Raw genomic sequence first — 25,519 nt, 5'->3', positions numbered from 1 at the left:
GTACAGAGGTTAATATACGATGGAAAGGTGTACGCTCTTCTTGCCATACCAGTCCGCAGTAGCCTGGTTCCGCCAGTGCTGGGGATCGGTATTCAGATCCTCCAGATCGAGAAGGTAAGGACGTACGGAATAATTGGGCACCCAGATCTCGTCTGCATCGGGTGTGGTGAGAAGGGCGATGCGATGAAGAACCTCCTGATGGTAGGACTGGGCATAACCCTTTTTCAGATCGTGAACGGCAGACTTGGTGGTCAGGTTCTGGTGATAGGCGAAAAAGACGCATAAAATGGCGCTTATGGCGATACCGGACAGAAAGATCCGATGGTAGCGTGTCTTCAGGCCACTCAGGAAGCTACACAGGGAATCGTACAGAGAACTGCCCTGTTCCTGAAGCTTGGAACGGAGCTAGCCGAGCAGGTAAGTGAGATTCAGAATCAGCAGCATATAATAAGTAAGCATAATAATATTCAGGGTACGTCCGTAGATAACGGAAGTGCCGAGAGCATAGGCACAGGGCGCGTACATACTGGACAGAATACAGAAGGAGGCCAGAGGAATGAGCCCGGGAAGCGGAAAAGGAATCCGGGTCCTGGAAACTGCGCTCCACAGGACGGGCAGCAGAAAAAGAAGCGCAATGACCAGATAGATATTATTCCATTCACCCATATATTTCAGACAGTACTGGAAGGAATCGTAGATGGCGGATAAAGCATTTGGGGTATAGGCCACGTCGGATTCCCGGACAGCGTTTCCGGGGGCGGTAACGCACAGAATAAAGCTGCCCAGATAAAAAAGAAAAGGAATCAGCAGAAAGCCGGCTGATTTTTTCCTGTAATACAGGCAGAACACAGTCAGAACGCCAAAGAGGACCAGAGTAAAGAGTCCTGTGACAAAGTTGGCTCCACCTGTGATGAAGCCGAGCGCGCAGGCGAGAAACAGAAATAAGAACCGTTTCCCAGACTGTTCCAGAAGAAACTGCAGACAACAGGCGAATAAAAGCAGCATACAGGAGTGCATGAAAATATAGTGGATGGCTCCACAGTACCAGTAAAAGGCTTCGGAAGGCGTTGGGAGTACCTGAATAGACACCAGCAGGTAAACCAGGGTGACGATGCGGCAATGAATGGAAGAAAAACCGAGATAACCGCGAAGGAGCACCCGAAAGAAAATAAAGGTAGAAAAAATCAGGGAGCCGAGCATGATAAAAGTGGTAAGGGGATACAGACGCTCACTGATCACTGCAGGCTGCAGCGCCATAAAAAAGGCGGAGGTAAAGGGCCCCTGGTAGTCAGTCCAGAAGCTTTTGGAGGTCTCGATGGCAGCCTGTAGAACAGCCAGAAGAGAATGGGTACTCTGCCAGGCGAGATGGGCCTTCATGCCGTAGGTAAAATCATCTCCTACGGGATGATTATAAAATCCCATGATAACAAGAGGAATCAGGCTGGCAATGAATAAAAGCTCCAGCGCAAGACAGACCCTGGATGATAGGGTAGAATATCTGGTTTTCCATGTATTTTGCATAATAAAATTCCTTTGTCTGTTGTAATAAGAACTGTGGTAAAATCTGTAACGAGAACATCATAGCGCAAAAGTGAGAACAGGTCAAGGGAGAGGATTGCTCGTAAAATCCTTGCCCTCTGTGCCATTTAATGCTATACTACAATCAACTATGAAAAAAATTATGTAGAATAGAAAATAGAATCGGAGGATTTTTTAACATGAGAACTTATCTTGTAACCGGAGGAGCCGGCTTCATCGGTTCCAACTACATCCACTACATGTTCCGCAAGTACGGCGATGCCATCCGCATCATCAATGTGGACGCTCTGACCTACGCAGGCAACCTGGAGAACTTAAAGGACATCGAGGAGCGGGACAACTACACCTTTGTAAAGGCGGATATCCGTGACCGTGAGGCCATCGAAAAGATCTTTGCGGAAAATGACATCGACCGCGTGGTTCATTTCGCGGCAGAGAGCCATGTGGACCGCAGTATCGTGAACCCGGAGATCTTCGTGGAGACCAACGTACTGGGTACCCTGGTGATGCTGAACGCGGCAAAGAAAGCATGGGAGCTTCCGGATGGCACCTTCAAGGCAGACAAGAAATTCCTGCATGTATCCACAGACGAGGTATACGGATCTCTGGAAGAGGGAGATACTTATTTCTATGAGACCACTCCTATCGATCCGCACAGCCCCTACTCCGCAAGCAAGGCTTCCTCTGATATGCTGGTAAAGGCATACTGGGATACCTACCGCTTCCCCATGAATATCACCAACTGCAGTAATAACTACGGTCCCTTCCAGTTCCCGGAGAAGCTGATTCCGCTGATCATCAACAATGCGCTGCAGGGCAAGAAGCTTCCGGTATACGGCGACGGCAAGAATGTCCGTGACTGGCTGTATGTGGACGATCATGCCAAAGCCATCGACATGGTACAGGAGAACGGACGTCTGGGCGAGCGCTATAATATTGGCGGACATAACGAGAAGCAGAATATCGAGATCATCAACATCATTCTGGAGACTCTGCAGGAGATGCTGCCGGATGAGGATCCGAGAAAGAAGCTGGTAAGCAAGGATCTGATCACCTACGTGACAGACCGTAAGGGCCATGACCGCCGTTACGCCATCGCCCCGGACAAAATCAAGGAAGAGATCGGCTGGTATCCGGAGACCATGTTCAAGGACGGCATCCGTCTGACCATCCAGTGGTTCTTTGAGCATGAAGACTGGATGAAGAACGTGACCAGCGGCGACTATCAGAAATATTACGAAGAAATGTATAAGAATAAATAAGAAACTGAACAGATAGGAGAGTACAAATGAAGGGAATTATTCTGGCCGGAGGTTCCGGGACAAGACTTTATCCGCTGACAAAGGCGATTTCCAAGCAGATTATGCCGGTATATGACAAGCCGATGATCTATTATCCGCTGTCCACCCTGATGCTGGCAGGCATCCGCGAGGTGTTGATTATCTCCACCCCCCGGGATCTGCCTATCTTTGAGGAGCTTCTGGGCGACGGTTCCCAGCTGGGCATGAAGATGAGCTACGCCGTACAGGAGAGCCCCAGAGGACTGGCTGACGCATTCATTATCGGTGAGAAATTCATCGGTGACGATCGGGTAGCCCTGGTTCTGGGAGACAATATCTTTTACGGACAGAGCTTCTCCAAGGTGCTGAAGAGCGCGGCGGAGCGCGAGACCGGTGCCACCATCTTCGGTTACTATGTAAAGGATCCCCGGGAGTATGGCGTGGTAGAGTTCGACCAGGAGGGCAAGGCCCTTTCCATCGAAGAGAAGCCGGAGAACCCCAAGTCCAACTACGCGGTTCCGGGTCTGTATTTCTACGACAATGATGTGGTAGAGATCGCCAAGAATGTAAAACCCTCCGCACGCGGAGAGATCGAGATCACCAGCATCAATAACGAATATCTGCGCCGTGGAACTCTGCGGGTGGAAACCCTGGGACGGGGCTTCGCATGGCTGGATACCGGTAACCATGACGCACTGCTGGATGCAGCGGATTTCGTGGCGGCATTCCAGAAGCGTCAGGGCATGTATATCTCCTGCATCGAGGAGATCGCGTACCGCCGCGGTTTTATCGACAAGGAGCAGCTGGTGAAGCTGGCGCAGCCCCTTCTGAAGACTGCATACGGTCAGTACCTGATCGATGTGGCCAACGGATTATAAATTTTTCAAATAGCTTACAAGGGAGACAATGAAAATGGGAAAGATTACAGTTGAGACCTGTCCGATTGAAGGCCTGAAAGTGATTACTCCGACCGTATTCGGCGACGAGCGCGGTTATTTCATGGAGACATATAACTATAACGATTACAGGGAAGCAGGCATTGATATGCCCTTTGTGCAGGACAACCAGTCCGCGTCCAAGAAGGGAGTCCTTCGTGGCCTGCATTTCCAGATCAACCATCCCCAGGACAAGATCGTGCGCGTGGTAAGCGGCGAAGTATTCGATGTGGCCGTAGACCTGCGCGAAGGATCCGCCACCTACGGACAGTGGTACGGTGTACTGCTTTCCGCAGAGAATAAGAAGCAGTTCTTCATCCCGAAGAATTTCGCCCACGGCTTTTTGGTGCTGTCTGATTACGCGGAGTTTGCGTACAAGTGTACCGATTTTTATCATCCGAACGATGAAGGCGGCCTTCTGTGGAGCGACCCGGATATCGGCGTGGAATGGCCGATCCCGGAGGGAATGGAGCTGACGATTTCTGAGAAAGATCAGAAATGGGGCGGAATTAAGGAGTTGAAAAAGTAAGATGAGTGAGAGCGTACAGCTGACAGCAGAGGTATTTATTGATACAGGAAAGGATTTCCGTCCGGAGGATTCTCTGACGGTGCCCTATATCTGCGCCCTCGGTGAGACGGTGACTCTGGACTTCGATCTGACAGGCTTTGAGCACACCTGCGGCTTTCGGTTTGATCCGCTGCTGGAGGACGGCAGCATGGTGAAGCTGGAGGGCATTGCCCTGACCTATGAGGATGATGAGACAAAGCAGATTGAGCCGGAGCGGATCAAGACCAACAGTGATGTAGATTTTGATCCCATCTTCGTGTATCTCCATAACGATCCGAAGTTTTTCGTGGATGAGGCCCTGTGCCTGAAGCTGAAGTCCGCGAAGGTGACCTTCCAGGTACTGGAGCTGGGCAATGATAAAAAGGAATACTGGCAGGAGATCAAGAAGCACAGTGTCTCGGAAAAGGAGAAGGCGCAGCTTTTGGGAAAGCTTGATATTGCCATGAAGGAGAATCATGCCCTGGAAAAAGAGAATAAACGGCTGAAGGTGGAAGCAGAGGATATCTATTCCTCCGGCATCTGGAAACTGCAGCACGACGCCCGGGGTCCCATGAAGGTGATTTTCGGCAAGGGGAATCTTCTGACCTTCCTGGCATCCGTGTATCTGGCTCTTTGCAGCGAACTGTTTATCTTTAATAACGCTTACTACTCCACACCGCGGCCCAATGATCAGGTGCTGTGCTTCAGCTTTTTCCGCTTCGGCATGGTATTTCTGGGAGCCTTTGTGCTGATTGCCGTGATCAACCGTGTGATTCAGAAAGGATACCGCCGTGAGCTTGCTTAGTGTCTTTGTTAAATACAGAGCCCTCATTGATCAGCTGGTCAAGAGGGACATCAAAACCAAATATCGGCGCTCTGTGCTGGGACTTCTATGGACGGTGCTGAATCCTCTCCTGATGATGACAGTGCTGTCTATTGTATTTTCCTATTTCTTCTCCCGTTACGGAGATGTGGAGAATTTCCCGGTATATCTGCTGTGCGGCCAGGTCATCTTTAACTTCTTTAATGAATCGACCAGTATCGCCATGGGCTCCATCGTCCACAGCGGCGAGCTGATTAAAAAGGTGTACGTGCCCAAGTATCTGTTTCCGATTACCAAGGTCATGTCCAGCGGTGTCAACCTGCTGTCCTCCATGATCGCGCTGGTCATCGTGATGGTGGTGACCCGTTCCCGGGTAACCCCTACGGTGCTTCTGGCGGTATTTCCGCTTTTATATGTACTTTTGTTTTCCACAGGCGTGAGCCTGTTTTTATCTGCGGCGGCAGTAAGCTTTCGCGATCTGATGCACCTTTACAGCGTGGTAACCACGGCCTGGATGTATCTGACGCCGGTCATTTACCCCATGTCTATCCTGGACGGCGCGCCCAAGTGGGCAGTTTTTATCATCAATGCCAATCCGCTGACCGCTTTTATCAAGATTTTCCGCGCGGTGGTGCTGGACGGTGTGACAGCGCCCTGGATTCTCCATGTGCAGAGTATCGTATGGTGTGTGATTGCGTTGGTCGTTGGTTCCCTGGTATTTAAGAAGTCCCAGGATAAGTTTATTCTGAAGATATAGGAGAGCAGTATGAAGTTAGAAAATGCCATAGAAGTCAAAGACGTATCCATGTGCTTCAACCTCTCCAGAGAAAAGGTGGACAGCATCAAGGAATACGTGATTAAGATGCTGAAGCATCAGCTCTTTTATGAGGAGTTCTGGGCGCTGAATGATGTGAGCTTCGAGATTCGTAAAGGCGATTCCGTGGGTCTGATCGGTATGAACGGTTCCGGTAAAAGTACCATGCTGAAGATCATAGCGGGCGTTTTAAAGCCTACCAAGGGAATGGTGGAAACCACGGGAACCATTGCGCCGATGATTGAGCTGGGAGCGGGCTTCGACCACGATCTGACTGCCCGGGAAAATATCTTCCTGAACGGGGCGTTGATCGGCTATTCCCAGGAGATGCTGGAGGAGCGGTTCGACGATATTATTTCCTTTGCAGGCCTGGAGCGCTTCGTGGACGTGCCTATTAAGAATTTTTCGTCCGGTATGCTGGCCCGTCTTGGATTTTCCATCGCGACCATTGTAGACGCGGACATTCTGATCATCGACGAGATCTTGTCCGTGGGCGATTATCAGTTCCAGAATAAATGTAAAAAGCGTATCCGGGAAATGATGGATCGCAATACCACTGTACTTTTCGTGTCCCACAGCATCGAGCAGGTGAAGGAAATTTGCAACAAGGCCATCTGGATCGACCGGGGACATGTGCGGATGATCGGCGAGGCAGAGGAAGTCTGCGACGCCTACGAGGATCCGGACGCGAAGGAGTAGACAACGAGGAAAGTTATGGAGCAAAATATGGATCGAAATATGGATCAGGAACAAATGGATTACAAAAAACTCTACGAGGCAGAACGGGAGAAAACAGAGGTTCTGGTGAGTAAAATCGAGGAGTCTGAGAAGGAGATCGAGGAGCTGAATTTCAAGCTGGACCGTATCAAGGGCAGCTTTGCCTGGAAGCTGGCGATTCCCCTCCGGAAGGGTCTTCATTTCTATGAGAAAACCAGAGATCGTCTGACACGCTATGGCTCTATCCCGGGCATTATGCGGAAAGTCCGCAGTAAGCTTCAGGAGCGTAAGAATATGAAACGCCATGGCACCGCCAGTTTTCCGAGTCCGGAGGAAGCGAAAGCCCAGCGTGAGACTGTATTTCCCCGGATGATTAAGTTCAGTATTCTGACGCCTCTTTACAATACGCCGGAGAAGTTCCTGACAGAGCTTCTGGACTGCGTGCAGGCCCAGACTTACCGGAACTGGGAGCTGTGTCTGGCGGACGGCAGCGACAGCGAGCATGCTTATGTGGGGGAGATCTGCAAGAAATACGCAGAGAAGGACCCGCGTATCAAATATCAGGTGCTGGAGCATAACGAGGGTATCTCCGGCAATACCAACGAGTGCCTGAAGATGGCCACCGGCGATTATATCGCCCTGCTGGATCACGACGATATTCTGCATCCGGCTGTACTTTATGAGTACGCCAGGGTCATCAATGAGAAAAATGCAGATTACATCTACTGCGATGAGATCACCTTTGAGGGCGACAGCATCGACCACATGATCGTGCTGCATTTCAAGCCGGATTTCGCCATCGACAACCTGCGCGGTAATAACTACATCTGTCATTTTTCTGCATTTTCCAGACATCTGCTGGACGAGACCGGCGTATTCCGGAGCCAGTATGACGGAAGCCAGGATCACGACATGATTCTCCGTCTGACTACCAAGGCAAAGCTGGTATATCATGTACCGAAGGCCCTGTATTACTGGCGTTCCCATAAGGCCAGCGTGGCCCAGGATATCAATGCGAAAACCTACGCGGTGGATGCAGCCAAGCGTGCGGTCCATGATCACATCATGGACGTATATGGCATGGACGCAAAGGTGGAGAGTACCCGTGCGTTCCCGACTATTTTCCGGATTCGTTATCCGCTTCTGGAGCGGCCGTTAATCTCCATCGTGATCCCCAATAAGGATCATATGGAGGATCTGTCCCGCTGCGTGGAGTCCATCGTAAATAAGTCCACCTATGAGAATTACGAGATTGTCATTGTGGAGAATAACAGCGAGACAAAAGAAATTTTTGATTACTACAAGGCCCTGGAGCACAATCCAAAGATTCGGATTGTCAGGTACGAGGGCGAATTTAATTATGCCAAAATCAACAATTTCGGCGTAAGCTTTACCAACGGCAAGTATGTGCTGCTCCTGAACAATGATATGAAGATCATCACCAGAGACTGGATGGAGGAGCTTCTGATGTACGCCCAGCGGCCGGATGTGGCTGCAGTCGGCGGTAAGCTTTACTATGCGGACAATACCATTCAGCACGCAGGCATTGTCATCGGTCTTGGCGCTCACCGGGCGGCAGGACACACCCATTATAAGGATGACAAGATGCATCTGGGTTATATGGGACGTCTGTGCTACGCCCAGGATGTGACGGCAGTGACCGGTGCCTGCCTTCTGGTCAGCCGCGCCCAGTACGACGAGGTGGGAGGCCTGGATGAAGAATTCCGGGTAGCCTTCAATGATGTGGATTTCTGCCTGAAACTTCGTCACGCGGGATATCTGAATGTATTTACGCCCTTTGCGGAGCTGTACCATTACGAGTCCAAGACCCGTGGTATGGAAGAGGGCGAGAAGCAGAAACGCTTCCAGCAGGAGGTAGACCTGTTCCGCAATAAGTGGAAGGCGGATCTGGATGCGGGCGATCCCTATTTCAACCCGAACTTTTCACTGGATTATTCGGATTATACGATTAAATAGAAGGATCGGGAGATTACGTTGAGAAAACAGCAGATCACACGGAACAGCATAGCGGTGCTTGCGGCCTTTCTGGCCCTGTGCGGGATCAATTTTCTGTATCAGATCCGCGGGGAGAGTACCATGCTGTCCAACAGTGTGACGGCTGTGCTGATGTTCGGCGCGTTTTCCTATGTGGGCGCGCAGTTTCTGAAAAAGCCGGTAAACGGAAGGCTTCTGGCCTATGGCGCGGTGGGCGGTGTTCTGTTCGCTGCGTTAACGAGCTGGGGGTTTTCCCTGAATTATACGGATACCATCTGGAATCCCCAGGTGCTTCCGGCTTTTGCAGCCTTAAGTCCGTTTTTTACCATCTGCGTGAGCGCAGGGTTAAGGACGCTGGCGGGATTGCCGGAGAACATGAAAAAGGGTAGCGAAAAGCAGGGGAAGGCTGAGCGGAAGGCAGCGCAGAGCACCACAAAGCTGACCGGCGCGCATATCAGCCAGGCAGACGGCCCGACGGCCTATTTCATCGCCTACAGCTTCCCGGTACGAAAGTTCTACTGGTTCTGCTTTGCGGCTCTGTTCCTGTCCTGGGTTCCGGTACTTCTGGCCTCCTGGCCGGGAATTTTCTCCTATGACTGCGGCTGGCAGCTGGCGGCGGTGGCCGATGACGTATGGACGGCTCACCATCCGGTTCTTCATACAGCCATGCTGTGGCTGACGAGGGAGCTTGGACGGGCCATGACCGGTTCCAACCAGACCGGAGCGCTTTTATACTCCCTGCTTCAGATGGTGCTCATGTCCGCGCTATATGCGGACGTCTGCCTGTACCTGCGGCAGAAAAAAGCGCCGAAATGGCTGTGGATTGGCGCGCTTTTATTCCTGGGGTTCCATCCCGTAAACAGCCTGATGGCCCTGTGCGCCACCAAGGATTCGATTTTTACCGCGATCTTTGCGGTGTTTGTGGTACAGCTTTTACGGATGGCAGAATATCCGGAGGTCTTTTTCGCCTCCCGGCGCAGACAGCTTTTCTTCTGCGTCAATGTCTTTTTCTTATTTGCCTTCCGAAATAACGGATTTCATACCTTTTTATTCTGTATTCCTTTCCTGCTGTGGGCGTTCCGCAGATACTGGAAGAAGATGTTACTGCTCTGCGTGATTTGTCTGGGCCTCTACGGCATTTACACCGGACCGGTCTACAGCGCCCTGGGGATTACGCCTGGCGACGCCAGGGAGATGTGCAGCGTACTGATGCAGTCTGCTGCCCGGGTTTATAACCTGGACCAGAGCGGTCTGACCGGGGAGCAGAAAGAGGGCATTCTTTCCATGATAGACGAGGAGGGCCTGAATAGCTATATGTCCCGGTTCGCCGATCCGGTGAAGGCTTACTTCCACGGAAGCGAATTCGCGGAGAATCCCATGCCGTTCCTGAAGACCTGGATCAGTGTGGGAATGTCCCACAAGAAAATGTACATCGACTCTTTCCTGGCGGGAACCTTCGGATACTGGTATCCGGGTAACTCCATCGAGGAGACCGACCGGGGAAAGGATTACTTTGAATATGACTGCAAGGAGTTCCGGGAGGACGTGGACGTGACCATGGAGTCCAGGCTTCCGGCCCTTTCAGAATTTTATAGAAAAATCGGAAATGAAGCTTCTTTCCAGAAAGTTCCGGTAATTGCCGCGACGTTTAATCTGGGCGTCTATACCTGGCTGTGGCTGTTTATCATGCTGCTGCTGCTGTACGGACGGCAGTGGAAGAGGCTGATTGTGATGGCCCCCTTTACGGGCTATTTCCTGACGAATCTGCTGGGACCGGTGGTGAAGATGCGGTATCATTATCCATTCATCGCCTGCGCGCCTCTGATGTTGTACCTGGGCTGGTGCGTATACAGACAGAAACGGCCGGAGACACAGCCGGAAAGCGGAATGGAGCAGAAAGACAGGTCTACAGCCTGCGAAGAAATGGATAAATAAGACGGAGGATGTCGCTATGGACAAGATAGCAGTACTGGTTCCCTGCTATAATGAGAGTAAAACCGTAAAAAAAGTGGTGGAGGACTTCAGACGGGTTCTGCCGGAGGCAGTGGTCTATGTCTACGACAATAATTCCACAGACGGAACGGCGGAGCTGGCCCAGGAGGCCGGCGCAGTGGTACGTCATGAGTATCAGCAGGGCAAGGGTAACGTGATCCGGCGGATGTTCCGGGAGATCGACGCGGAAGTGTATCTGATGGTGGACGGCGACGATACCTATCCGGCGGAGGCGGCTCCGGAAATGGTGAAAAAGGTGGTAGAGCAGCAGTCCGACATGGTGGTGGGCGACCGGCTTTCTTCCACCTATTACACGGAAAATAAGCGTCCCTTTCATAATTTCGGAAATTCCTTTGTGAAAAACTGCATCAACCGCTTTTTTGATACGAATATCCAGGATATCATGACCGGATACCGGGCCTTCAGTTATCAGTTTGTGAAGACCTTCCCGGTGCTGTCCCACGGTTTTGAGATCGAGACCGAGATGAGTATCCATGCGGCGGACAAGCACATGCAGGTGGATCACGTGATCATCGAATACCGGGATCGTCCTGAAGGAAGTGTATCTAAGCTGAATACCTTTTCCGACGGCTTCAAGGTGCTGACCCGTATCATGAATCTTTATAAAAATTACAAGCCCCTGGGCTTTTTCTCCCTGCTGTCAGCCATCCTGGCAGTGCTGGGGGTGGCATTCCTGATTCCGATTCTGACCGAATACTGGCAGACCGGACTGGTGCCCCGTTTCCCGACCCTGATTGTCTGCGGTTTTGTACTGATTGCAGCCTTGCAGTCTCTTTTTGCGGGACTGGTACTGCAAAGCATGGAGCAGAAGAACAAGCAGGATTTCGAGATGCAGCTGATTGCGGCCCATGAGCGGTATCAGGAGCTTCTGAAAGACGGGGAGCGTGGAGCATGAGAGGTATGGAAAAGAGAACAGGCGCAGCATTGGCGGCGTCTGTTCTTCTTGCGTTTATCTGTGGATTTCTGGTGTACCGGACCATGGGCTTTGTCTATGCCATTGCGGATGATGTGATTATGCGGGATATCGCCTCCGGAGCCTTTACGGGGACGCCGGACGGACATCTGATCTTCATGCAGTATGGGCTGGGCTGGCTCATCAGCCGGTGCTATCTCTTAAACAGTCAGGTAGACTGGTATGGCTTCTTTCTGGCGGGAGCCCTGTTTCTGGCGTTGGCAGCGGTACTGTACCGGGGGCTGGCGGCGGACTGGAGCAAAAAGGCAAAGCTCTGCTACAGTGTCTGCGCCCTGGGACTGTTCCTGACGGCCCTGGTCTTTCATGCGGCTCAGTTTGAATGGACCATCAGCGCGGCGGCCCTGGCTACGGCGGCCTTATATCTGTACCTGTCGGCGGGAACAGAAAAAGCACTGTCAGTCACAGAACAGATCCTGATCTGGCTTTTACTGGTGCTGACCTACGGCATCCGTTACGATGTATTCTTTATGGCGCTTCCGGGCTTTGGGATCGGCTTTCTGTGGAAGACGGTGAAGAGACAGGGAGGACATCTTCAGTTTGCGTGGCCCCAGATGCTCCTGCCTGTGCTGGTTTTTGCCTGCGTGGGCGGTCTGTTTGTGACGGAGAAGCTAGCCTACAGTGGCACGCAGTGGGCTGAGTTTCAGCAGTTCCAGACAGCCCGCTCGGATGTGTATGATTATTACGGGGTGCCTTCCTATGAGGCGGATCCCGTTTTCTTTGAAGAAGAGGGCTTAAGTGATGCAGAGGTGCGGAATCTGCGCCACTACGCCCTGTATCTGGTGGACGGCATGGACACGGAGCGGATGGAAAGCTTAAGCGCCGAGGCGAAGCTTCAGAGCAGCCGGCAGACGGGGATGAAAGCCCGGCTGAAGAATGGCGTGATTCTGACGGCGGGGCAGATGAGGGATTTGTCCTACGGAACCGTCAGTATCCCGGCAGTTCTGGTCCTGGCGGCGGCCCTTTTTCTGGCGGCGCGGCATCGAAAGGAGCGTCTGCTTCCCATTCTGCTTTTCGTGGCGGCAGAGGGCTTCCTCTGGCTGGCGCTGGGCTTCCTGGGACGATTGCCCGAGCGGGTGGCCATCTCCATGCACCTGGTAACCCTGGGCGGCGGAGCAGGCTTCTGCGTGGAGCTGTGGCAGGGTCTGGCGGATGAGAGCCGGAAAAAGAAGGTATTTGCCCGGAGCGGCGCAGCGCTGGGCCTGGTTCTCATGGCAGCCGGGCTCTGGCAGTGGAAGGATTCTATCCAGAGCAACCGGGAGAAGCTTTCCATGGACGCCAGCTTCCAGCAGTTTAAGAATGAATGTAAGGCAGACACAGAAAGTCTGTATTTTATCGAAACCTATATGGCGGAGCCCGTGGGCGGCGCGGTTGTGACGGCGAAGGGAGACTTCCGCCTGAACCGCTGCCTGACCCTGGGAGACTGGTACACCACCTCTCCGCTGGATACGGAGCGGTTTGAGGCCCTTGATATCCAGTCCGTGGAGCAGACGCTTCTGGAGAACCCGCATGCCTATCTGGTGGTGCGCGATGTGGCGGATCCCGGTTTCCTGGAGTCTTATTTCACAGGGAAGTACCCGGATCGGGAACTGATACTGGCGGAAACCAGAGAGACAGGCGGAAGGTTGTATTACTTGTATCAGGTGGCAGAAAAGTAGATAGAGGACCGGCAGATAGAGGATCCATAGACACAGGAGAGAACGGAATGAATGGCAGCAGAGAAAAGAATAACAATCGAAGAGGCATACAGGCAGCGGCGGCTCTGGTTCTGGCCTTTGTGCTGACGGGGCTGTGGTTCCTGCTGATCTATCAGACCGTGCCCTTTATCTATGATATCAACGACGATGTGGCCATGCGGAACGTGGCGGCAGGAGTCATTACAGGGACGCCCAACGCCCATCTGCTTCATATAAAGTATTTGTTGGGACTTTTCATCAGCGGACTTTACCGGATGGCGCCCGGCCTGGACTGGTACGGCCTGATTCTGATCGGGCTGATTCTGCTGTCCTTTGCCCTTTGTCTGTACCGGGGGCTGGTTTCTGAAAAAGGAATTTTGTGGAAAATTATATACACCGTGGCGGGACTGCTTCTGATGACAGCCCTGGGAACCCAGCACGTATCGGCGTTCCAGTGGACTACGGCGGCCGGAATCTGCGGGGGAACGGGAATCTTTCTGTTCTATACGGCGGAAAAGGCGGATCATGGACAGACGCGGATGGAGGAGGGACTGGCTGTTTTTCTGATTCTGGTGTCCCTGCTTATCCGGGACGATGTGTTTTTACTCACAGTTCCGGCGGCTGCCCTGTGTTTTTTGTGGAAATATGCCTCCAAAGAGAGCTGGAAATGTGGAAAAGTAAGGCTTCCCTTCCGTCTGCGGCATCTTTTTGTGCCCCTTTCTCTGGCGGCGGGGGTGATTCTGATTCTGGCAGTGGAGACCTTTGCCTACCGTTCGCCGGAGTGGAGAGAGTTTCGGAAGTATAATACGGACCGGGAAGCCATCATGGACTACTATGGTCTCCAGAACTACGAGACGGATCCGGCTATCTACGACGAACTTCAGATCACGCCGGAGGAAGCGGAAAATCTGCAGCGGTACTCCCTGTATCTGGCGGAAGATCTCTACAGTGAGAAGATGGCGGCTCTGGCAGAGCATGAAAAGGAGGTCTATATCGCCTCACATCCCCTGAAGGAACGGCTGGCTACGGCTTTTCCGGAGATTTATGATCATTTTACCAAAGAAACCTATCATCCGGCCAATATCCTCTGCTTCTGCATGATAGCCCTGACTCTGGGGCTCTGCGTCGGAAGAAGAAACCGGAAGGAGCTGGGGCTGTGCGTGTCCTTTCTGATACTCTGGGGGGCTTACTGGTTCTACCTGGGCTACCGGGACCGGCTTCTGGAGCGGGTGGGCTTCGTGCTGTATCTGCTGGCTTTCCTGCTGATGGCGGCGGTGAGTCTGCGTATCCTTGGAGACGCGGAGGAGAGTAAAACCCAATGGGACGGCCTCTGCCGGGCGGCACTGACCCTGGGGGTGCTGGGCCTTCTGGCCCTGACGGCCCGGAGCACCTGGCAGTCGGTGCAGAGCTATAATACGGGCCGCCGGGACTATAATCTGGAATTCCTGGATGTGAACCGTTACATGGCGGAGCACCCGGAAAATGTATATTTTATGACCACCTTTTCCATCGAGACTTACACAGATAACTTTACGGTGAAGCGGAATTTCGCCTTCAGCAATCTGCTTTCCGTGGGCGGCTGGCATACCTTCTCCCCGCTGGAGAACGAGAAATGCGCCAAACTTGCCATCACGGATCCCAAATCGGATATCGTAGAGAAGGATAATGTCTATGTGATTTCTCTGGAAAATGTGAATCTGCGGTATATGGATCGCTATTTTGAAAGCCGGTACGGGGAGCGGTACCTGGGAAGAACCCTGGTGGATACCCTGTCCTACGGCAATATGAACTTTGAGGTCTATGATTTTTCGGTGGAAGAGACCGGAAACGACGGATAACTTAGGAGAAGCCAATGAAAGAAAGACAGAACCGGAAAAACACCGGCATGTGGATCTGTGTGGGAATTCTGTTCCTGCTGACCCTTTTCATGGTCAAGGCGGAAATGCGGAAGGGCGATGAAATCCTGCTGTACAGCGATTTTGCCACCCATTCCACCTGGGCGGTGGGAGAGCTGCCGGATCCGGAATATGATAAATTTTATGCCTATCCCCTGTGGCATCTGGCGGTGCGGGCTGTAAATGCCTCTCTTCCCATCGGAAGAGAGTGGTCGGCGGCCCTGGTGACGGCCCTGTGTCTGGGACTGACGGCGGCGGTGCTGTACCGATATCTCTCGGCACAGCTGGAGCAGAAGCTTTCCTATGGAAGAATCTGCGGTCTTGGATGCGGGCTTATGGTACTGACGGCGGTGTATGTGCCCTGGCTGAATCCCCAGGTGTATCTGGGACAGAGCAGCCCCACCATCTGGCACAATCCCACCAACATGGCAGTGAAGCCCCTGGCGCTGCTGGGCTTTCTGCTCTTTCTGGATCTGTACCGGAAGCGGGAAAAGCCGGATGTGAGAGAAATGGCGGGACTTTCAGCGGTACTGCTTCTCAGCTGCTTCGTGAAGCCCTCCTTTGTACAGGGCTTCCTTCCTGCGGTGGTGCTCTTCCTGTTCATGGAACTCATCCGCACCCGGGGCAGGAGCTTTCTGTTCAGCCTGAAAATGGCGGCAGTCTTTGTGCCCTCAGGCTGTTACTTTCTGTATCAGTACCTGTCTGTGTTTGGCGGCGGAAGCGAGCGGAGCATCGGAATCGAGCCCTTCGCGGTCATGGAGCTGGATACGGCCCATCCCCTGTGTTCCATGGTGCAGGCGGTGGCCTTTCCGCTGTTTGTGGTCTGCGTCCTGGGGATAAAACGGGTCTGGAAGGATCGGGAGCTTTTGTTTACGGTTCTCTTTTATCTGACCGCCCTGCTGGAATTTATTCTGCTCATCGAGCTGAACGAGCCTGCCTCCGGTAATTTTGAATGGGGGCTGCAGCTGGCCATGTTTGCCCTGTTTGTGCAGACGGCAGTGCGGTTTTATCAGACGGAGTGGAACCGGAGATGGATAAGGACAGCGGGGAATCTGCTGCTTCTGTGCCATATAATATCGGGAATCTATTATTACCTGGGGCTGATATTCTGGCTGCCGGGACAATGCTAGAGGAGGAATCGGAATGATTGGATTTAACGTAGCGCCCTTTACGGGAAAGGAATTTGATTATATCAGAGAGGCCATTTCCGCGGAGCATATCTGCGGCGACGGCATGTTTACGAAGAAATGCAGCAAGTGGATCGAAGAGCAGACCGGGACGGCCAAGGCCCTTCTGACCACCTCCTGCACCCATGCCACCGAGATGGCGGCTTTGCTTCTGGATATCCGTCCGGGAGACGAGGTCATCATGCCGGCCTATACCTTTGTATCCACAGCGGACGCCTTTGTGCTACGGGGCGCGGTGCCGGTTTTTGTGGATATCCGGCCGGATACCATGAACATTGACGAAACGCTTATCGAGGAGGCCATCACGGAAAAGACCAAAGCCATCGTTCCGGTTCATTACGCGGGCGTGGCCTGTGAGATGGATACGATCATGGACATCGCCGGACGTCATCATCTGGCGGTGGTGGAGGACGCGGCTCAGGGCGTCTGCGCCTGGTATAAGGGACGCGCCCTTGGAACCATCGGCGATTATGGCTGTTTCAGCTTCCATGAGACCAAGAACTTTTCCATGGGAGAGGGCGGCGCCCTGCTGATCCGGGATCCGGAGAAGATCGAGGATGCGGAAATTCTGCGGGAAAAGGGAACCAACCGCTCCAAGTTCTTCCGGGGACAGATCGATAAATATACCTGGGTGAATTACGGCAGTTCCTATCTGCCCAGCGATATGAACGCAGCATATCTGTGGGCCCAGCTGGAGGTGGCGGATCAGATTACCGCAGACCGGATGCGGAGCTGGAACCTGTACCGGGAGCTCTTAAGCCCCCTGGCGGAGGAAGGTATTCTGGAGCTTCCCGTGGTGCCCGAAGGCTGCGTGCACAATGCCCACATGTTTTACGTGAAAGCGGCGGATCTTGAGGAGCGGACGAGATTGATTGCCTTTCTGAAGGAAGCGGAGATTCAGTCGGTCTTCCATTACATTCCTCTCCATACAGCTCCGGCCGGCCGGAAGTTTGGCCGGTTCCACGGCGGGGACCGTTACACCACAAAGGAGAGCGAGCGTCTTCTTCGTCTGCCACTGTACTACGGACTGAAGGAGGAGCAAGTACTTTATATCGGCGGAAAAGTAAGGGAGTTCTACGGAAAATGAAAAAAATCGTGATTATCGGGGCCAACAGCTTTCAGAATCCCCTGATTTTAAAGGCAAAGTCCCTGGGCTATGAGACCCATGTCTTTGCCTGGCAGGACGGTTCCGTGGGAGAGCGTACTGCGGATTACTTTTATCCCATCAGTATCGTGGAGCGGGATGCCATTCTGGAAAAATGCAGAGAGATCCGGCCGGACGCGGTGGCTTCCATCGGGTCCGATCTGGCCATGCTGACCGTGAACTATGTGGCGGGAGCCCTGGGGCTGCCCTGCAACAGCATGGAATGCACGGAGATATCCACCAATAAATACGCCATGCGAAAGGCATTCCGGGCGGCAGGCGTGCCGGTGCCGGGCTTTTTTGAGGCGGACGCGGACACAGATCCGGAGGAGGTAAAAGGACTTTCCCTTCCGGTGATTGTGAAGCCCACGGACCGTTCCGGCAGCAGGGGGATAACTAAGGTGGAAACATGGGGACAACTCGCCTCCGCCATCCGGTTCTCTGTGGATAACTCCTTTGAAAAGAAAGCCATCGTGGAGGAATATCTGACGGGCCCCGAGTACAGCTGTGAATGTATCTCCTGTCAGGGATCCCATCATTTCCTGGCGGTAACGAAAAAATATACCACGGGAGAGCCCCATTTCATCGAAACCGGACACCTGGAGCCCGCGCCCCTGACAGAGGAGCAGCTTGCGGCCATCCAAAAGGCCGTTTTTGCGGGCCTTGATGCCCTGAAGGTGGAAAACGGCGCTTCCCACACGGAATTCAAGCTGGAGGGAAGTGAGGTCAGGATCATCGAAATCGGCGCCCGGATGGGCGGCGACTGCATCGGATCGGATCTGGTGGAGCTGTCTACGGGCTATGATTTTGTGCGGATGGTGCTGGACGTAGCCCTGGGAAAGGAGCCCTCTTTTGAGAAGGTGCGGGAGCCGAAGACCGCGTATATCCATTTTATTTTTACGAAAAAGGATCTGGAGCTTCTGGAAAAGCTAAAAGGGGAGATTCCGGAGAAGATTCATTTTATCAGCGAGATAGAGAAAGTAAGGGAGGGGACCGTCACGGACAGTTCCACCCGGTTCGGCTACTTTATTCTGGCCTTTGAGAGCCTTGATGAGGCAAAGGAGTATGTAACGTTATGAAAAAGATTTCACCCAAACTGATCCTGGCCCTGCAGCTGGTGGTGATGCTTTACACCTTATCCAGCGTGGCGGCCAAGCTGGCCTCGGGACAGGCGGCCTTAAGCCTGCCCTTTTTTATCTACTACGGTGTGGAGATTCTGATTTTGGGAATCTATGCCATCGCGTGGCAGCAGATCATCAAACGCTGCGACCTGTCGGTGGCCTATGCCAACCGTTCCATGGCGATTCTGTGGTCGCTGGTATGGACTGTGATTTTCTTTCACGAGGCCCTGACGGTCAAAAATATCATAGGAGTACTCATTGTTTTCGCAGGAACAATGATTGTGAACAGCGATGGTGAATAAATATATGCTTCTTCTGGTGGCGTCGGTGGTGGTGGCGTCCCTTTCCCAGATTCTGCTGAAAAAGAGCGCCCAGAAGACCTACAGCTCGGTAATACGGGAATATCTGAATCCTTACGTGATCGTGGGATATGGAATGATGGTTCTGTCCACGCTTCTGACCGTGGGCGGCTATGTGGGTCTGGAGTACAAGAACGGAGCCGTCATCGAATCTCTGGGTTTCGTCCTGGTAATGATCTTAAGCCGCCTGGTCTTCGGCGAGAAGATAACCAAAAAGAAATTACTTGGAAATGTACTAATTCTTCTGGGAATTTTTGTATTTTACAGTTAAGGTGTTTCGCGGCGCGCGGTTTCCGTGCTGTCTGTGGAGGCGGAAATCACTTCCCGGATGGTGTACTGGGGCGCGTTATTGATACTGATATAGATGCGGCCGATGTATTCGCCGATCATACCCAGCATAATCAGGATCAGGCCGCCCAGGAAAAAGATGGAGGCGATGATGGAGCTCCAGCCCATCTCGATGGAGGTATCCACCAGCTTCCGGATAACCACGTATAGGCCGTAGCAGAAGCCGATGCAGGCGGATGCCGTACCACAGAAGGTGGCCACGCGGAGAGGCTTGACGGAAAAGGCGGTGAAGCCGTTGAACCAGAGGCCCAGAAGCTTTCCGAAAGTATAGCCGGATTCTCCCACCATGCGCTCATGATGGGTCACGGGCACATTGGCGATATGGCGGGTGGCCCGGAAAATCAGGCCCTCGATGTAGGGGTAGGCATTCTCATACCGGAGAATCTCATCGGCGATAAAGCGGCGCATGATAAAATAGCTGGTGACACGAAGGCCCTTTGGCTTTCCGATGAGGCTTTCGGTCATGCGTTCGTTCATAAAGGTACCGAAGTTGCGGAAGCCGCTGTGCATCTTATGGGCGTAAGAGGCGTAGACCACGTCCCAGCCCTCCTTCATCTTATCCACCAGGGTAAAGAGCTCGCAGGCGGGTGTCTGGCCGTCGTCATCCAGAGAAATGATGAGATCTCCGGTACAGTGGCGGTAGCCGGCCATGAGAGCGGCATGCTGGCCGAAGTTCTTGGCCAGGTTGATGCCGGTAATGTGGGGATCCGCGAGAGCCAGGGCGCGGATCCGCGTCCAGACCTGATCCGGTGAACAGTCATTGACCAGCACAATTTCGTAATCGTACTCCGGGCGCTGCCGGAGGGTCGTGATGATTTCATTTACGACGATATCAATCGTAGTTTCCGAGCCGTAGCAGGGAATTACAAAAGAGAGTTTATCCATATAAATATCTTCCTGTTTTCTTAATTCTTTACAGAGTTTAGTATAGCGTGTGGGGAAAGTCTTGTCAATCAGGGGGAGCGTATGGGAAGAGACAGCAAGGAGCAGACTATTTATGATAAAGTCTACGACAAAGAAAACCATAAAGATAAGAATCATCCTGACAGCGGGAGTCCTGCTGGCGGCGGCCATAGCCGCAGTTCTGATTCATCACAGACTGTATGTGACAGCCATCCGGGACATTCGGATTTTTAATATACCCGAAGAGGGCTACCGTTTGACACGGTACGGGGAAGAGGTAAAGGGTGCCATCGCGGCCAGGGTGGAGGCGGATAATGAACTGGCCTCCCGGGAGCTTCGGTACGAATCATCAGATCCGGAGATTGTGACTGTGTCGGAGGAGGGCGTCCTCACCGCAGGAAAGCAGGGAAACGCAGTGGTAAAAGTTATCTCCGTGGGGAACCCTTCCGTATCCCGGGAGCTTCCGGTGACTGTGATCCAGAAGGCCATGAGTATGCAGGTGGCCCTGCCGGAGGAGCTACCCTCCAATGAATATTATTACCTGATTCACCGGGGAGACCGGGTTTCCTTCCGGGCCCTGCCGGAACCGGCGGATGCCCTGGTGGAGAACCTGACCTATACCAGCAGCCGTCCTTCTGTGGCCTCTGTGTCTGAGGACGGGGAAATCCGGGCCTATAAGGGAGGTACATCCCTCATCAGCGTTTACTGGGTGAGCCCCTACACGCCGGAGGGCCAGAAGGTCCTTGTGGGAGAATTCTGGGTCAATGTGTGCCGGAAGACCGATCACGACAGCCTGGCCTACCATGAGCTCCAGTGGTACGAGGAAAGCTGCCTTATCGCCCACGCCCTGGGCAATGCGGGAGACTATAAGTACACGAATACCCGGGACGCGCTGGAGGAATCCATTTCCGAGGGCTTTAAAGTAATCGAGGTGGATCTGGCCATGACCTCCGATAAAGAGGTGGTCTGCCGCCATAACTGGAAGAAGGATACGTTCGATGTGTCCTACGACGGCCGGATTCCGGATCTGGCCACCTTTGAGAAGGAAAAGTACTTCGGGACTCTGACCACCCTGACTGCCAGAGGGCTTCTGGAGATCTGGGCGGAGCATCCGGAACTCTACTTTATCACCGATGTGAAGCAGGATGAAAATACGGATCTTCCCGAGGTCATAGAACATTTTGTGGCCCTGGCCCGGGAGATGGGACAGGAAAAACTGCTGGAACGACTGATTGTGCAGTTGTATAATGCGGAGGATTATGATAAAATCAATGCGATTTATCCCATGAAGCACTGGCTGTTTACCTTTTATCAGTTGCCGAAGACCGACGAGGCGGAGGAAGCGGCGGCCAAGTATTCCAAGGAGATGAACTTCGGAGCCTTTACGGTGCCGGTCAAATGGAAACGGACCGGATACTTTACCGGCCTGGCGGAGGACTATAAGATGAACCTTTTCGTCCATGTGGTGGACGAGCCCGCGGAGCTCCGAAAATACATGAAAAGAGGTATCTACGGCTTCTATACGGATTACTGGAGTCCCAAGAAGCTGCAGGAAATGAGAGAAAACGGAGAAAATTAGAGAATGAAAAAATTATTTGGACAGATTATCAAATTCGGAGCTGTAGGCTTCCTGTGTTTCTTTATCGATTATTTTATCATGGTGGCCCTGACAGAGCTGGCGGGAATCCCTTCCTTTGTTTCCAGTGCCTGCTCCTATACCATTTCCACAGTGGTGAACTACATCTTGAGCATCACGGTGGTTTTCGATGCGGATAAGGAAGCGAATAAGACTGCCCAGTTCGCGGTATTTGTCATCTTAAGCCTCATCGGTCTGGGTATCAATCAGCTGATGATGTGGGCCGGAACCAGCTGGCTGGAGGGCCTGATGGGCCGGAACAGCGCTCTGGCAGCTTACGCCCGCTATGCGTACATGGTAGTCAAGATCTTTGCTACCGCAGTTGTCATGGTATATAACTTTATCACCAGAAAGATTTTTATCGAGAAGCATTGATCTCTGGAAGGAGCAGGAATGCGGGGAAAAAGAATAGCGCTTCTCACAGGTGTGCTGCTGCTTCTTGCAGGCGCAGTCTGGTGCCTGTGGTTCCCGGTAAAAACGCCGGATATGGGAAGCCAGGTACTGACGGCGAAAAAAGCCGGAAAGGTCATAAAGAATCTGGTACCTGCGTCAGAGGAGCTGCTGGAGGGCCTGACCTTTGCGGGGGAAGAGATCCCGGAGGATGCGGAAAGCGGAACCTTTTACCTGCCGGTGAACATGGACGAGACGGACTGGGAGACAGGCATCTTTGAATCTGCCGACGGGAAGACTGAGGTCTGGCTTCTGGATAATCCTCTGGCGGATGAGAAGCAGGAGGCTGTGAGAAGCGGAAAAACTTACCGGCTTCTGGCCGTGCGGGATGGCAGCTGGCAGCAGTATTTTGTGGTGTTTTCCGGGCTTCCCATTGTGAGTCTCACCACGGACAGCGGGGAAGAGATCCGCTACGACGAGATCTATGGAACCATGCGGTTCTATGCGGCGAATACCAAAGAGGACTGGGTCACGGAGAGCGTCATGAGCGCCCATATCCGGGGCGGTTCCAGCCGTCTGAATCCCAAAAAGTCCTATAAGATGACCTTATATAAGAAGAACCAGACCGGAAGCGGAGCCTTACGGAAGAACAAGCAGTCCTTTCTGGGGATGCGTAAGGACGACGAGTGGCTGCTCTACGCCATGTACAGCGAGGATTCCAAGATGCGGGATAAGCTGTCCCAGGATATATGGAACGAATCCGGGGCTTTGGGTATTGAATCCAATGGCTTTTACGGATATCATATGGAGTATATTGAGATTTTTCAGAATGGGGAATACCGCGGTATCTACGGGCTCATGGAGCCGGTGGACTACAAGCAGCTGGGACTGACCAGGGAAAACGGACGGGATCCGGAGGAGTATCTGTATAAGCAGAAAGACCCGGGTGTCTTTGAACTGAAGGGAAACCACAGCACCGAGGATGAGGCCCATCGGGAGGTTCTCAATACCTATCTTGCATATCTGGATGCGGAGGACGCGGTCTTTGCGGAAAAGATGCCGGAGCTCATTGATGTGGATAACGCCCTGGATGTGTGGCTGTATCTGCAGGCAGTGATCGGCATGGACAATATCCAGCGGAATGTGTTCTACCCGGCAGTCTGGGTGAACGACCGGTATCAGATCCGGTTTCTGCCCTGGGATATGGACTATACCTGGGGAAATGTCCACGATTTTGACGCGGGAAACCGGACCCGGTTCTCGGAAGAGATCCTGACCATGCGGATCGCCTGGAAGCTGGGGGACCGGCTGGTACAGCTGGATGTGGATCACGCCCGTGAAAAGGTCTCTGCCCGCTGGAAGGAGCTGCGGCAGAGCGTCTGTTCGGATACATGGATCCGGGAGCATATCGACGCTTACGCCCATCAGGTACTGGATTCCGGGGCCTTTTTCCGGGACGAAGCCCTCTGGGTGGACAGCGGCCACAGCGAGGACGTGGAGGGGCTGAAGGAACTGGCCTGCGCGCGGATGGCTTTTCTGGACGAACAGATGAAGGATCCGCTTACCTATCTGGATTTGGAGGATTATGAAGAGTGAAAAAGCAGACAGCTCTTTTACTGAGTTTTATATTGCTGGCGCAGACGGCGGCCTTTCTGCTGGTCCGGCCTCTGTTTGGGAGAACGGTTTCGTTTTCCGTGGGGGACGGTCAGGAAGTGGCGGCCCTAAAAGCGGATTACAGGGAGGCGGAGACTCCTTTTTTTACGGAGCTGGCCTTTTCCGGGGAACAGCTTCCCTATGATCGGGAGACCTCTACCTTTTATCTGCCCCTGAACCCGGACGACAGGGAATGGGAGAGCGGAGCCCTGACCAGTCTTTCGCCGGAGGTGAAGCTTTTATTTGAAGAAGACTTCGCGGCGGTTTCCAAGCAGGAGGCCATCGCTGAGGGCAGGGCTTTCCGGTTTTACGCGATCCGGGGAGAGGAATACCAGATCTGCAGCCTGGTGTGTACGGGCCTTCCGGTGATCTCCATCGAGACCGGGGAGACGGCGGAGACCGAAGTATTCGGCGGAAGCGTGTACTTCTGGGATAACGGCACCAAGCTAAACTGGACCTCATCTAGCATTCTGGAGGCCAATATCCGGGGCAATACCAGCCGGACCTATCCCAAAAAGGGATATAAGCTGACCCTGAAAAAGCAGGATAAAGAGGGAAATATCGTGGCAGATAAGAAGTCGCTCTTCGGTCTCAGGAAGGACGATGAGTGGATCTTAAACGCCATGTACACCGATTCCTCCAAGATCCGGGATAAGCTCTGTTCGGATCTGTGGACTTCCTTTGGAGCTTCAAAAACGGAATTCCCCAAGGCGAACTTCGGAACCCGGATGGTCTACACGGAGGTATTTTTCAATCACGAATACTGGGGACTGTATCTGCTGGCAGAGCCGGTGGATTCCAAGCAGCTGGATCTGAAGGAGGGAGAGCACTCCTACAAGTCGGTGACGCCCCAGAATGTGCCCACCGAGGAGCTTCTGAACCAGCCGGAATACGGTGAAACCCTGAACGGCTATAAGCTCAAGGGAAGATTCGACAGGGTGGACCGGTCCACCTGGGAGCCGCTGCTTCGCTATCTGGAGCTTCGGGATCTGGCAGACGACGAAACCTTCCGGGAACAGGCGTCGGAGCTGGTGGATACGGAGGGAGCCCTGGATATCTGGATGTATCTCCAGGCGGTGTTGGGAATTGACAATCGGGGCAAAAACATGTATTATGTGGCAAAAAGCACCGGAACTTTACAAAAGCTTTACTTTGCCCCCTGGGATATGGATATTACCTGGGGAGACGCCCTGAGCGAGGGCACGGACGGAAATGTCTGGACCATAAAGCTTCTGCCGAATCTCTATTCAGAACGGATCAACTGGAGCCTGGGCGACCGTTTGGTGGAGCTTGACGTGGATGGCGCGGTGAGTTATGTGTCAGAACGATGGAAAGCGCTGCGGGAAGGCGTCTTTTCGGATGCGCAGCTGACGGAGGAGATCGACAGTCTGATTCATCAGGTCCGGGACAGCGGAGCCCTGGCCCGGAATGAGGAGCGCTGGCCGGAGAGCAATACCGGTCAGGATTACGGGCTGTTTCAGAGAATGGCTCTTTACAGAATGGGCATTCTCGATTATTATTTTGAAGGACATCTGGAAGAATATCTCGGACTGGGATATGAGTAAGGAAAGGTG

General features: G+C 53.0%; 23 protein-coding genes. 20 read left to right on the top strand and 3 right to left on the bottom strand.

What is annotated here, in order from left to right:
* Positions 1-9: 9 nt before the first annotated feature.
* A complete protein-coding gene (locus H8S44_RS16605) occupies positions 10-141 on the bottom strand; it encodes a hypothetical protein (RefSeq protein WP_279288096.1) in 132 nt (43 codons plus the stop codon).
* 264 nt (positions 142-405) lie between these two features.
* Positions 406-1,521, bottom strand: coding sequence for a DUF6056 family protein (locus tag H8S44_RS11220; RefSeq protein WP_186872424.1), 1,116 nt, complete (start codon positions 1,519-1,521; stop codon positions 406-408).
* A 197-nt stretch (positions 1,522-1,718) separates the two neighbouring features.
* Between H8S44_RS11220 and rfbB the strand changes: the two genes are divergently transcribed.
* The 16 genes from rfbB to H8S44_RS11140 are packed head-to-tail and all read left to right on the top strand — an operon-like array spanning position 1,719 to position 19,286.
* Complete coding sequence (gene rfbB, locus H8S44_RS11215; RefSeq protein ID WP_186872425.1) at positions 1,719-2,801, top strand: dTDP-glucose 4,6-dehydratase; 1,083 nt, start codon at positions 1,719-1,721, stop codon at positions 2,799-2,801.
* Positions 2,802-2,827: 26 nt separating this feature from the next.
* Positions 2,828-3,697 carry a glucose-1-phosphate thymidylyltransferase RfbA gene (gene rfbA / locus H8S44_RS11210; protein ID WP_186872426.1) on the top strand — a complete coding sequence of 290 codons (870 nt, stop codon included), beginning with the start codon at positions 2,828-2,830 and terminating at the stop codon, positions 3,695-3,697.
* A gap of 34 nt (positions 3,698-3,731) precedes the next feature.
* Positions 3,732-4,283 carry a dTDP-4-dehydrorhamnose 3,5-epimerase gene (rfbC, locus tag H8S44_RS11205; protein WP_178038473.1) on the top strand — a complete coding sequence of 184 codons (552 nt, stop codon included), beginning with the start codon at positions 3,732-3,734 and terminating at the stop codon, positions 4,281-4,283.
* A gap of 1 nt (position 4,284) precedes the next feature.
* A complete protein-coding gene (locus tag H8S44_RS11200; RefSeq protein WP_186872427.1) occupies positions 4,285-5,106 on the top strand; it encodes a hypothetical protein in 822 nt (273 codons plus the stop codon).
* Positions 5,093-5,881 carry an ABC transporter permease gene (locus H8S44_RS11195; RefSeq protein ID WP_330593475.1) on the top strand — a complete coding sequence of 263 codons (789 nt, stop codon included), beginning with the start codon at positions 5,093-5,095 and terminating at the stop codon, positions 5,879-5,881. The genes H8S44_RS11200 and H8S44_RS11195 overlap by 14 nt, the downstream gene beginning before the upstream one ends.
* Before the next feature lie 9 nt (positions 5,882-5,890).
* Positions 5,891-6,637 (top strand): ABC transporter ATP-binding protein, encoded by a 747-nt coding sequence (locus tag H8S44_RS11190; RefSeq protein ID WP_186872428.1) that lies wholly within the window; start codon positions 5,891-5,893, stop codon positions 6,635-6,637.
* Positions 6,638-6,652: 15 nt separating this feature from the next.
* A complete protein-coding gene (locus tag H8S44_RS11185; RefSeq protein ID WP_243167577.1) occupies positions 6,653-8,632 on the top strand; it encodes a glycosyltransferase family 2 protein in 1,980 nt (659 codons plus the stop codon).
* 18 nt (positions 8,633-8,650) lie between these two features.
* Complete coding sequence (locus H8S44_RS11180; protein WP_186872429.1) at positions 8,651-10,585, top strand: DUF6020 family protein; 1,935 nt, start codon at positions 8,651-8,653, stop codon at positions 10,583-10,585.
* A gap of 16 nt (positions 10,586-10,601) precedes the next feature.
* Positions 10,602-11,558, top strand: a complete 957-nt coding sequence (locus H8S44_RS11175; protein WP_186872430.1) for a glycosyltransferase family 2 protein — start codon at positions 10,602-10,604, stop codon at positions 11,556-11,558.
* Between the two features lie 5 nt (positions 11,559-11,563).
* Entirely contained in the window at positions 11,564-13,291 is a 1,728-nt protein-coding gene (locus H8S44_RS11170) for a hypothetical protein (protein WP_186872431.1), read from the top strand.
* 47 nt (positions 13,292-13,338) lie between these two features.
* Entirely contained in the window at positions 13,339-15,147 is a 1,809-nt protein-coding gene (locus H8S44_RS11165; protein ID WP_186872432.1) for a hypothetical protein, read from the top strand.
* Between the two features lie 14 nt (positions 15,148-15,161).
* The gene (locus tag H8S44_RS11160) at positions 15,162-16,334 is read left to right on the top strand and encodes a hypothetical protein (RefSeq protein WP_186872433.1); all 1,173 of its coding nucleotides are present in this window, start codon (positions 15,162-15,164) and stop codon (positions 16,332-16,334) included.
* A 13-nt stretch (positions 16,335-16,347) separates the two neighbouring features.
* On the top strand, positions 16,348-17,478 hold the full coding sequence (rffA, locus tag H8S44_RS11155) for a dTDP-4-amino-4,6-dideoxygalactose transaminase (protein ID WP_186872434.1): 1,131 nt from the start codon (positions 16,348-16,350) through the stop codon (positions 17,476-17,478).
* On the top strand, positions 17,475-18,614 hold the full coding sequence (locus H8S44_RS11150; protein WP_186872435.1) for an ATP-grasp domain-containing protein: 1,140 nt from the start codon (positions 17,475-17,477) through the stop codon (positions 18,612-18,614). The genes rffA and H8S44_RS11150 overlap by 4 nt, the downstream gene beginning before the upstream one ends.
* A complete protein-coding gene (locus H8S44_RS11145; protein ID WP_186872436.1) occupies positions 18,611-18,958 on the top strand; it encodes an EamA family transporter in 348 nt (115 codons plus the stop codon). Before H8S44_RS11150 ends, H8S44_RS11145 begins: the two co-directional genes overlap by 4 nt.
* Positions 18,948-19,286 carry an EamA family transporter gene (locus H8S44_RS11140; protein ID WP_186872437.1) on the top strand — a complete coding sequence of 113 codons (339 nt, stop codon included), beginning with the start codon at positions 18,948-18,950 and terminating at the stop codon, positions 19,284-19,286. The genes H8S44_RS11145 and H8S44_RS11140 overlap by 11 nt, the downstream gene beginning before the upstream one ends.
* Here H8S44_RS11140 and H8S44_RS11135 read toward each other — a convergent pair.
* A complete protein-coding gene (locus H8S44_RS11135; protein WP_186872438.1) occupies positions 19,283-20,248 on the bottom strand; it encodes a glycosyltransferase family 2 protein in 966 nt (321 codons plus the stop codon). The genes H8S44_RS11140 and H8S44_RS11135 overlap by 4 nt on opposite strands.
* Positions 20,249-20,360: 112 nt before the next feature.
* Here H8S44_RS11135 and H8S44_RS11130 point away from each other — a divergent pair, with 112 nt between their 5' ends.
* From H8S44_RS11130 to H8S44_RS11115, 4 genes are read left to right on the top strand one after another with little or no spacing between them, the layout of a single operon-like run.
* The gene (locus H8S44_RS11130; protein ID WP_186872439.1) at positions 20,361-21,845 is read left to right on the top strand and encodes a glycerophosphodiester phosphodiesterase family protein; all 1,485 of its coding nucleotides are present in this window, start codon (positions 20,361-20,363) and stop codon (positions 21,843-21,845) included.
* Between the two features lie 3 nt (positions 21,846-21,848).
* Positions 21,849-22,277, top strand: coding sequence for a GtrA family protein (locus tag H8S44_RS11125; protein WP_186872440.1), 429 nt, complete (start codon positions 21,849-21,851; stop codon positions 22,275-22,277).
* An 18-nt stretch (positions 22,278-22,295) separates the two neighbouring features.
* On the top strand, positions 22,296-23,888 hold the full coding sequence (locus tag H8S44_RS11120; RefSeq protein ID WP_186872441.1) for a CotH kinase family protein: 1,593 nt from the start codon (positions 22,296-22,298) through the stop codon (positions 23,886-23,888).
* Entirely contained in the window at positions 23,885-25,510 is a 1,626-nt protein-coding gene (locus tag H8S44_RS11115) for a CotH kinase family protein (protein ID WP_186872442.1), read from the top strand. Before H8S44_RS11120 ends, H8S44_RS11115 begins: the two co-directional genes overlap by 4 nt.
* Positions 25,511-25,519: the final 9 nt, after the last annotated feature.

This window comes from Anaerosacchariphilus hominis (assembly GCF_014290175.1).
In the GTDB taxonomy this organism is placed as follows: domain Bacteria; phylum Bacillota; class Clostridia; order Lachnospirales; family Lachnospiraceae; genus Laedolimicola; species Laedolimicola hominis.
Note: the sequence above shows the minus strand (reverse complement) of the source record. Positions and strands in the feature narration are given on the sequence as shown.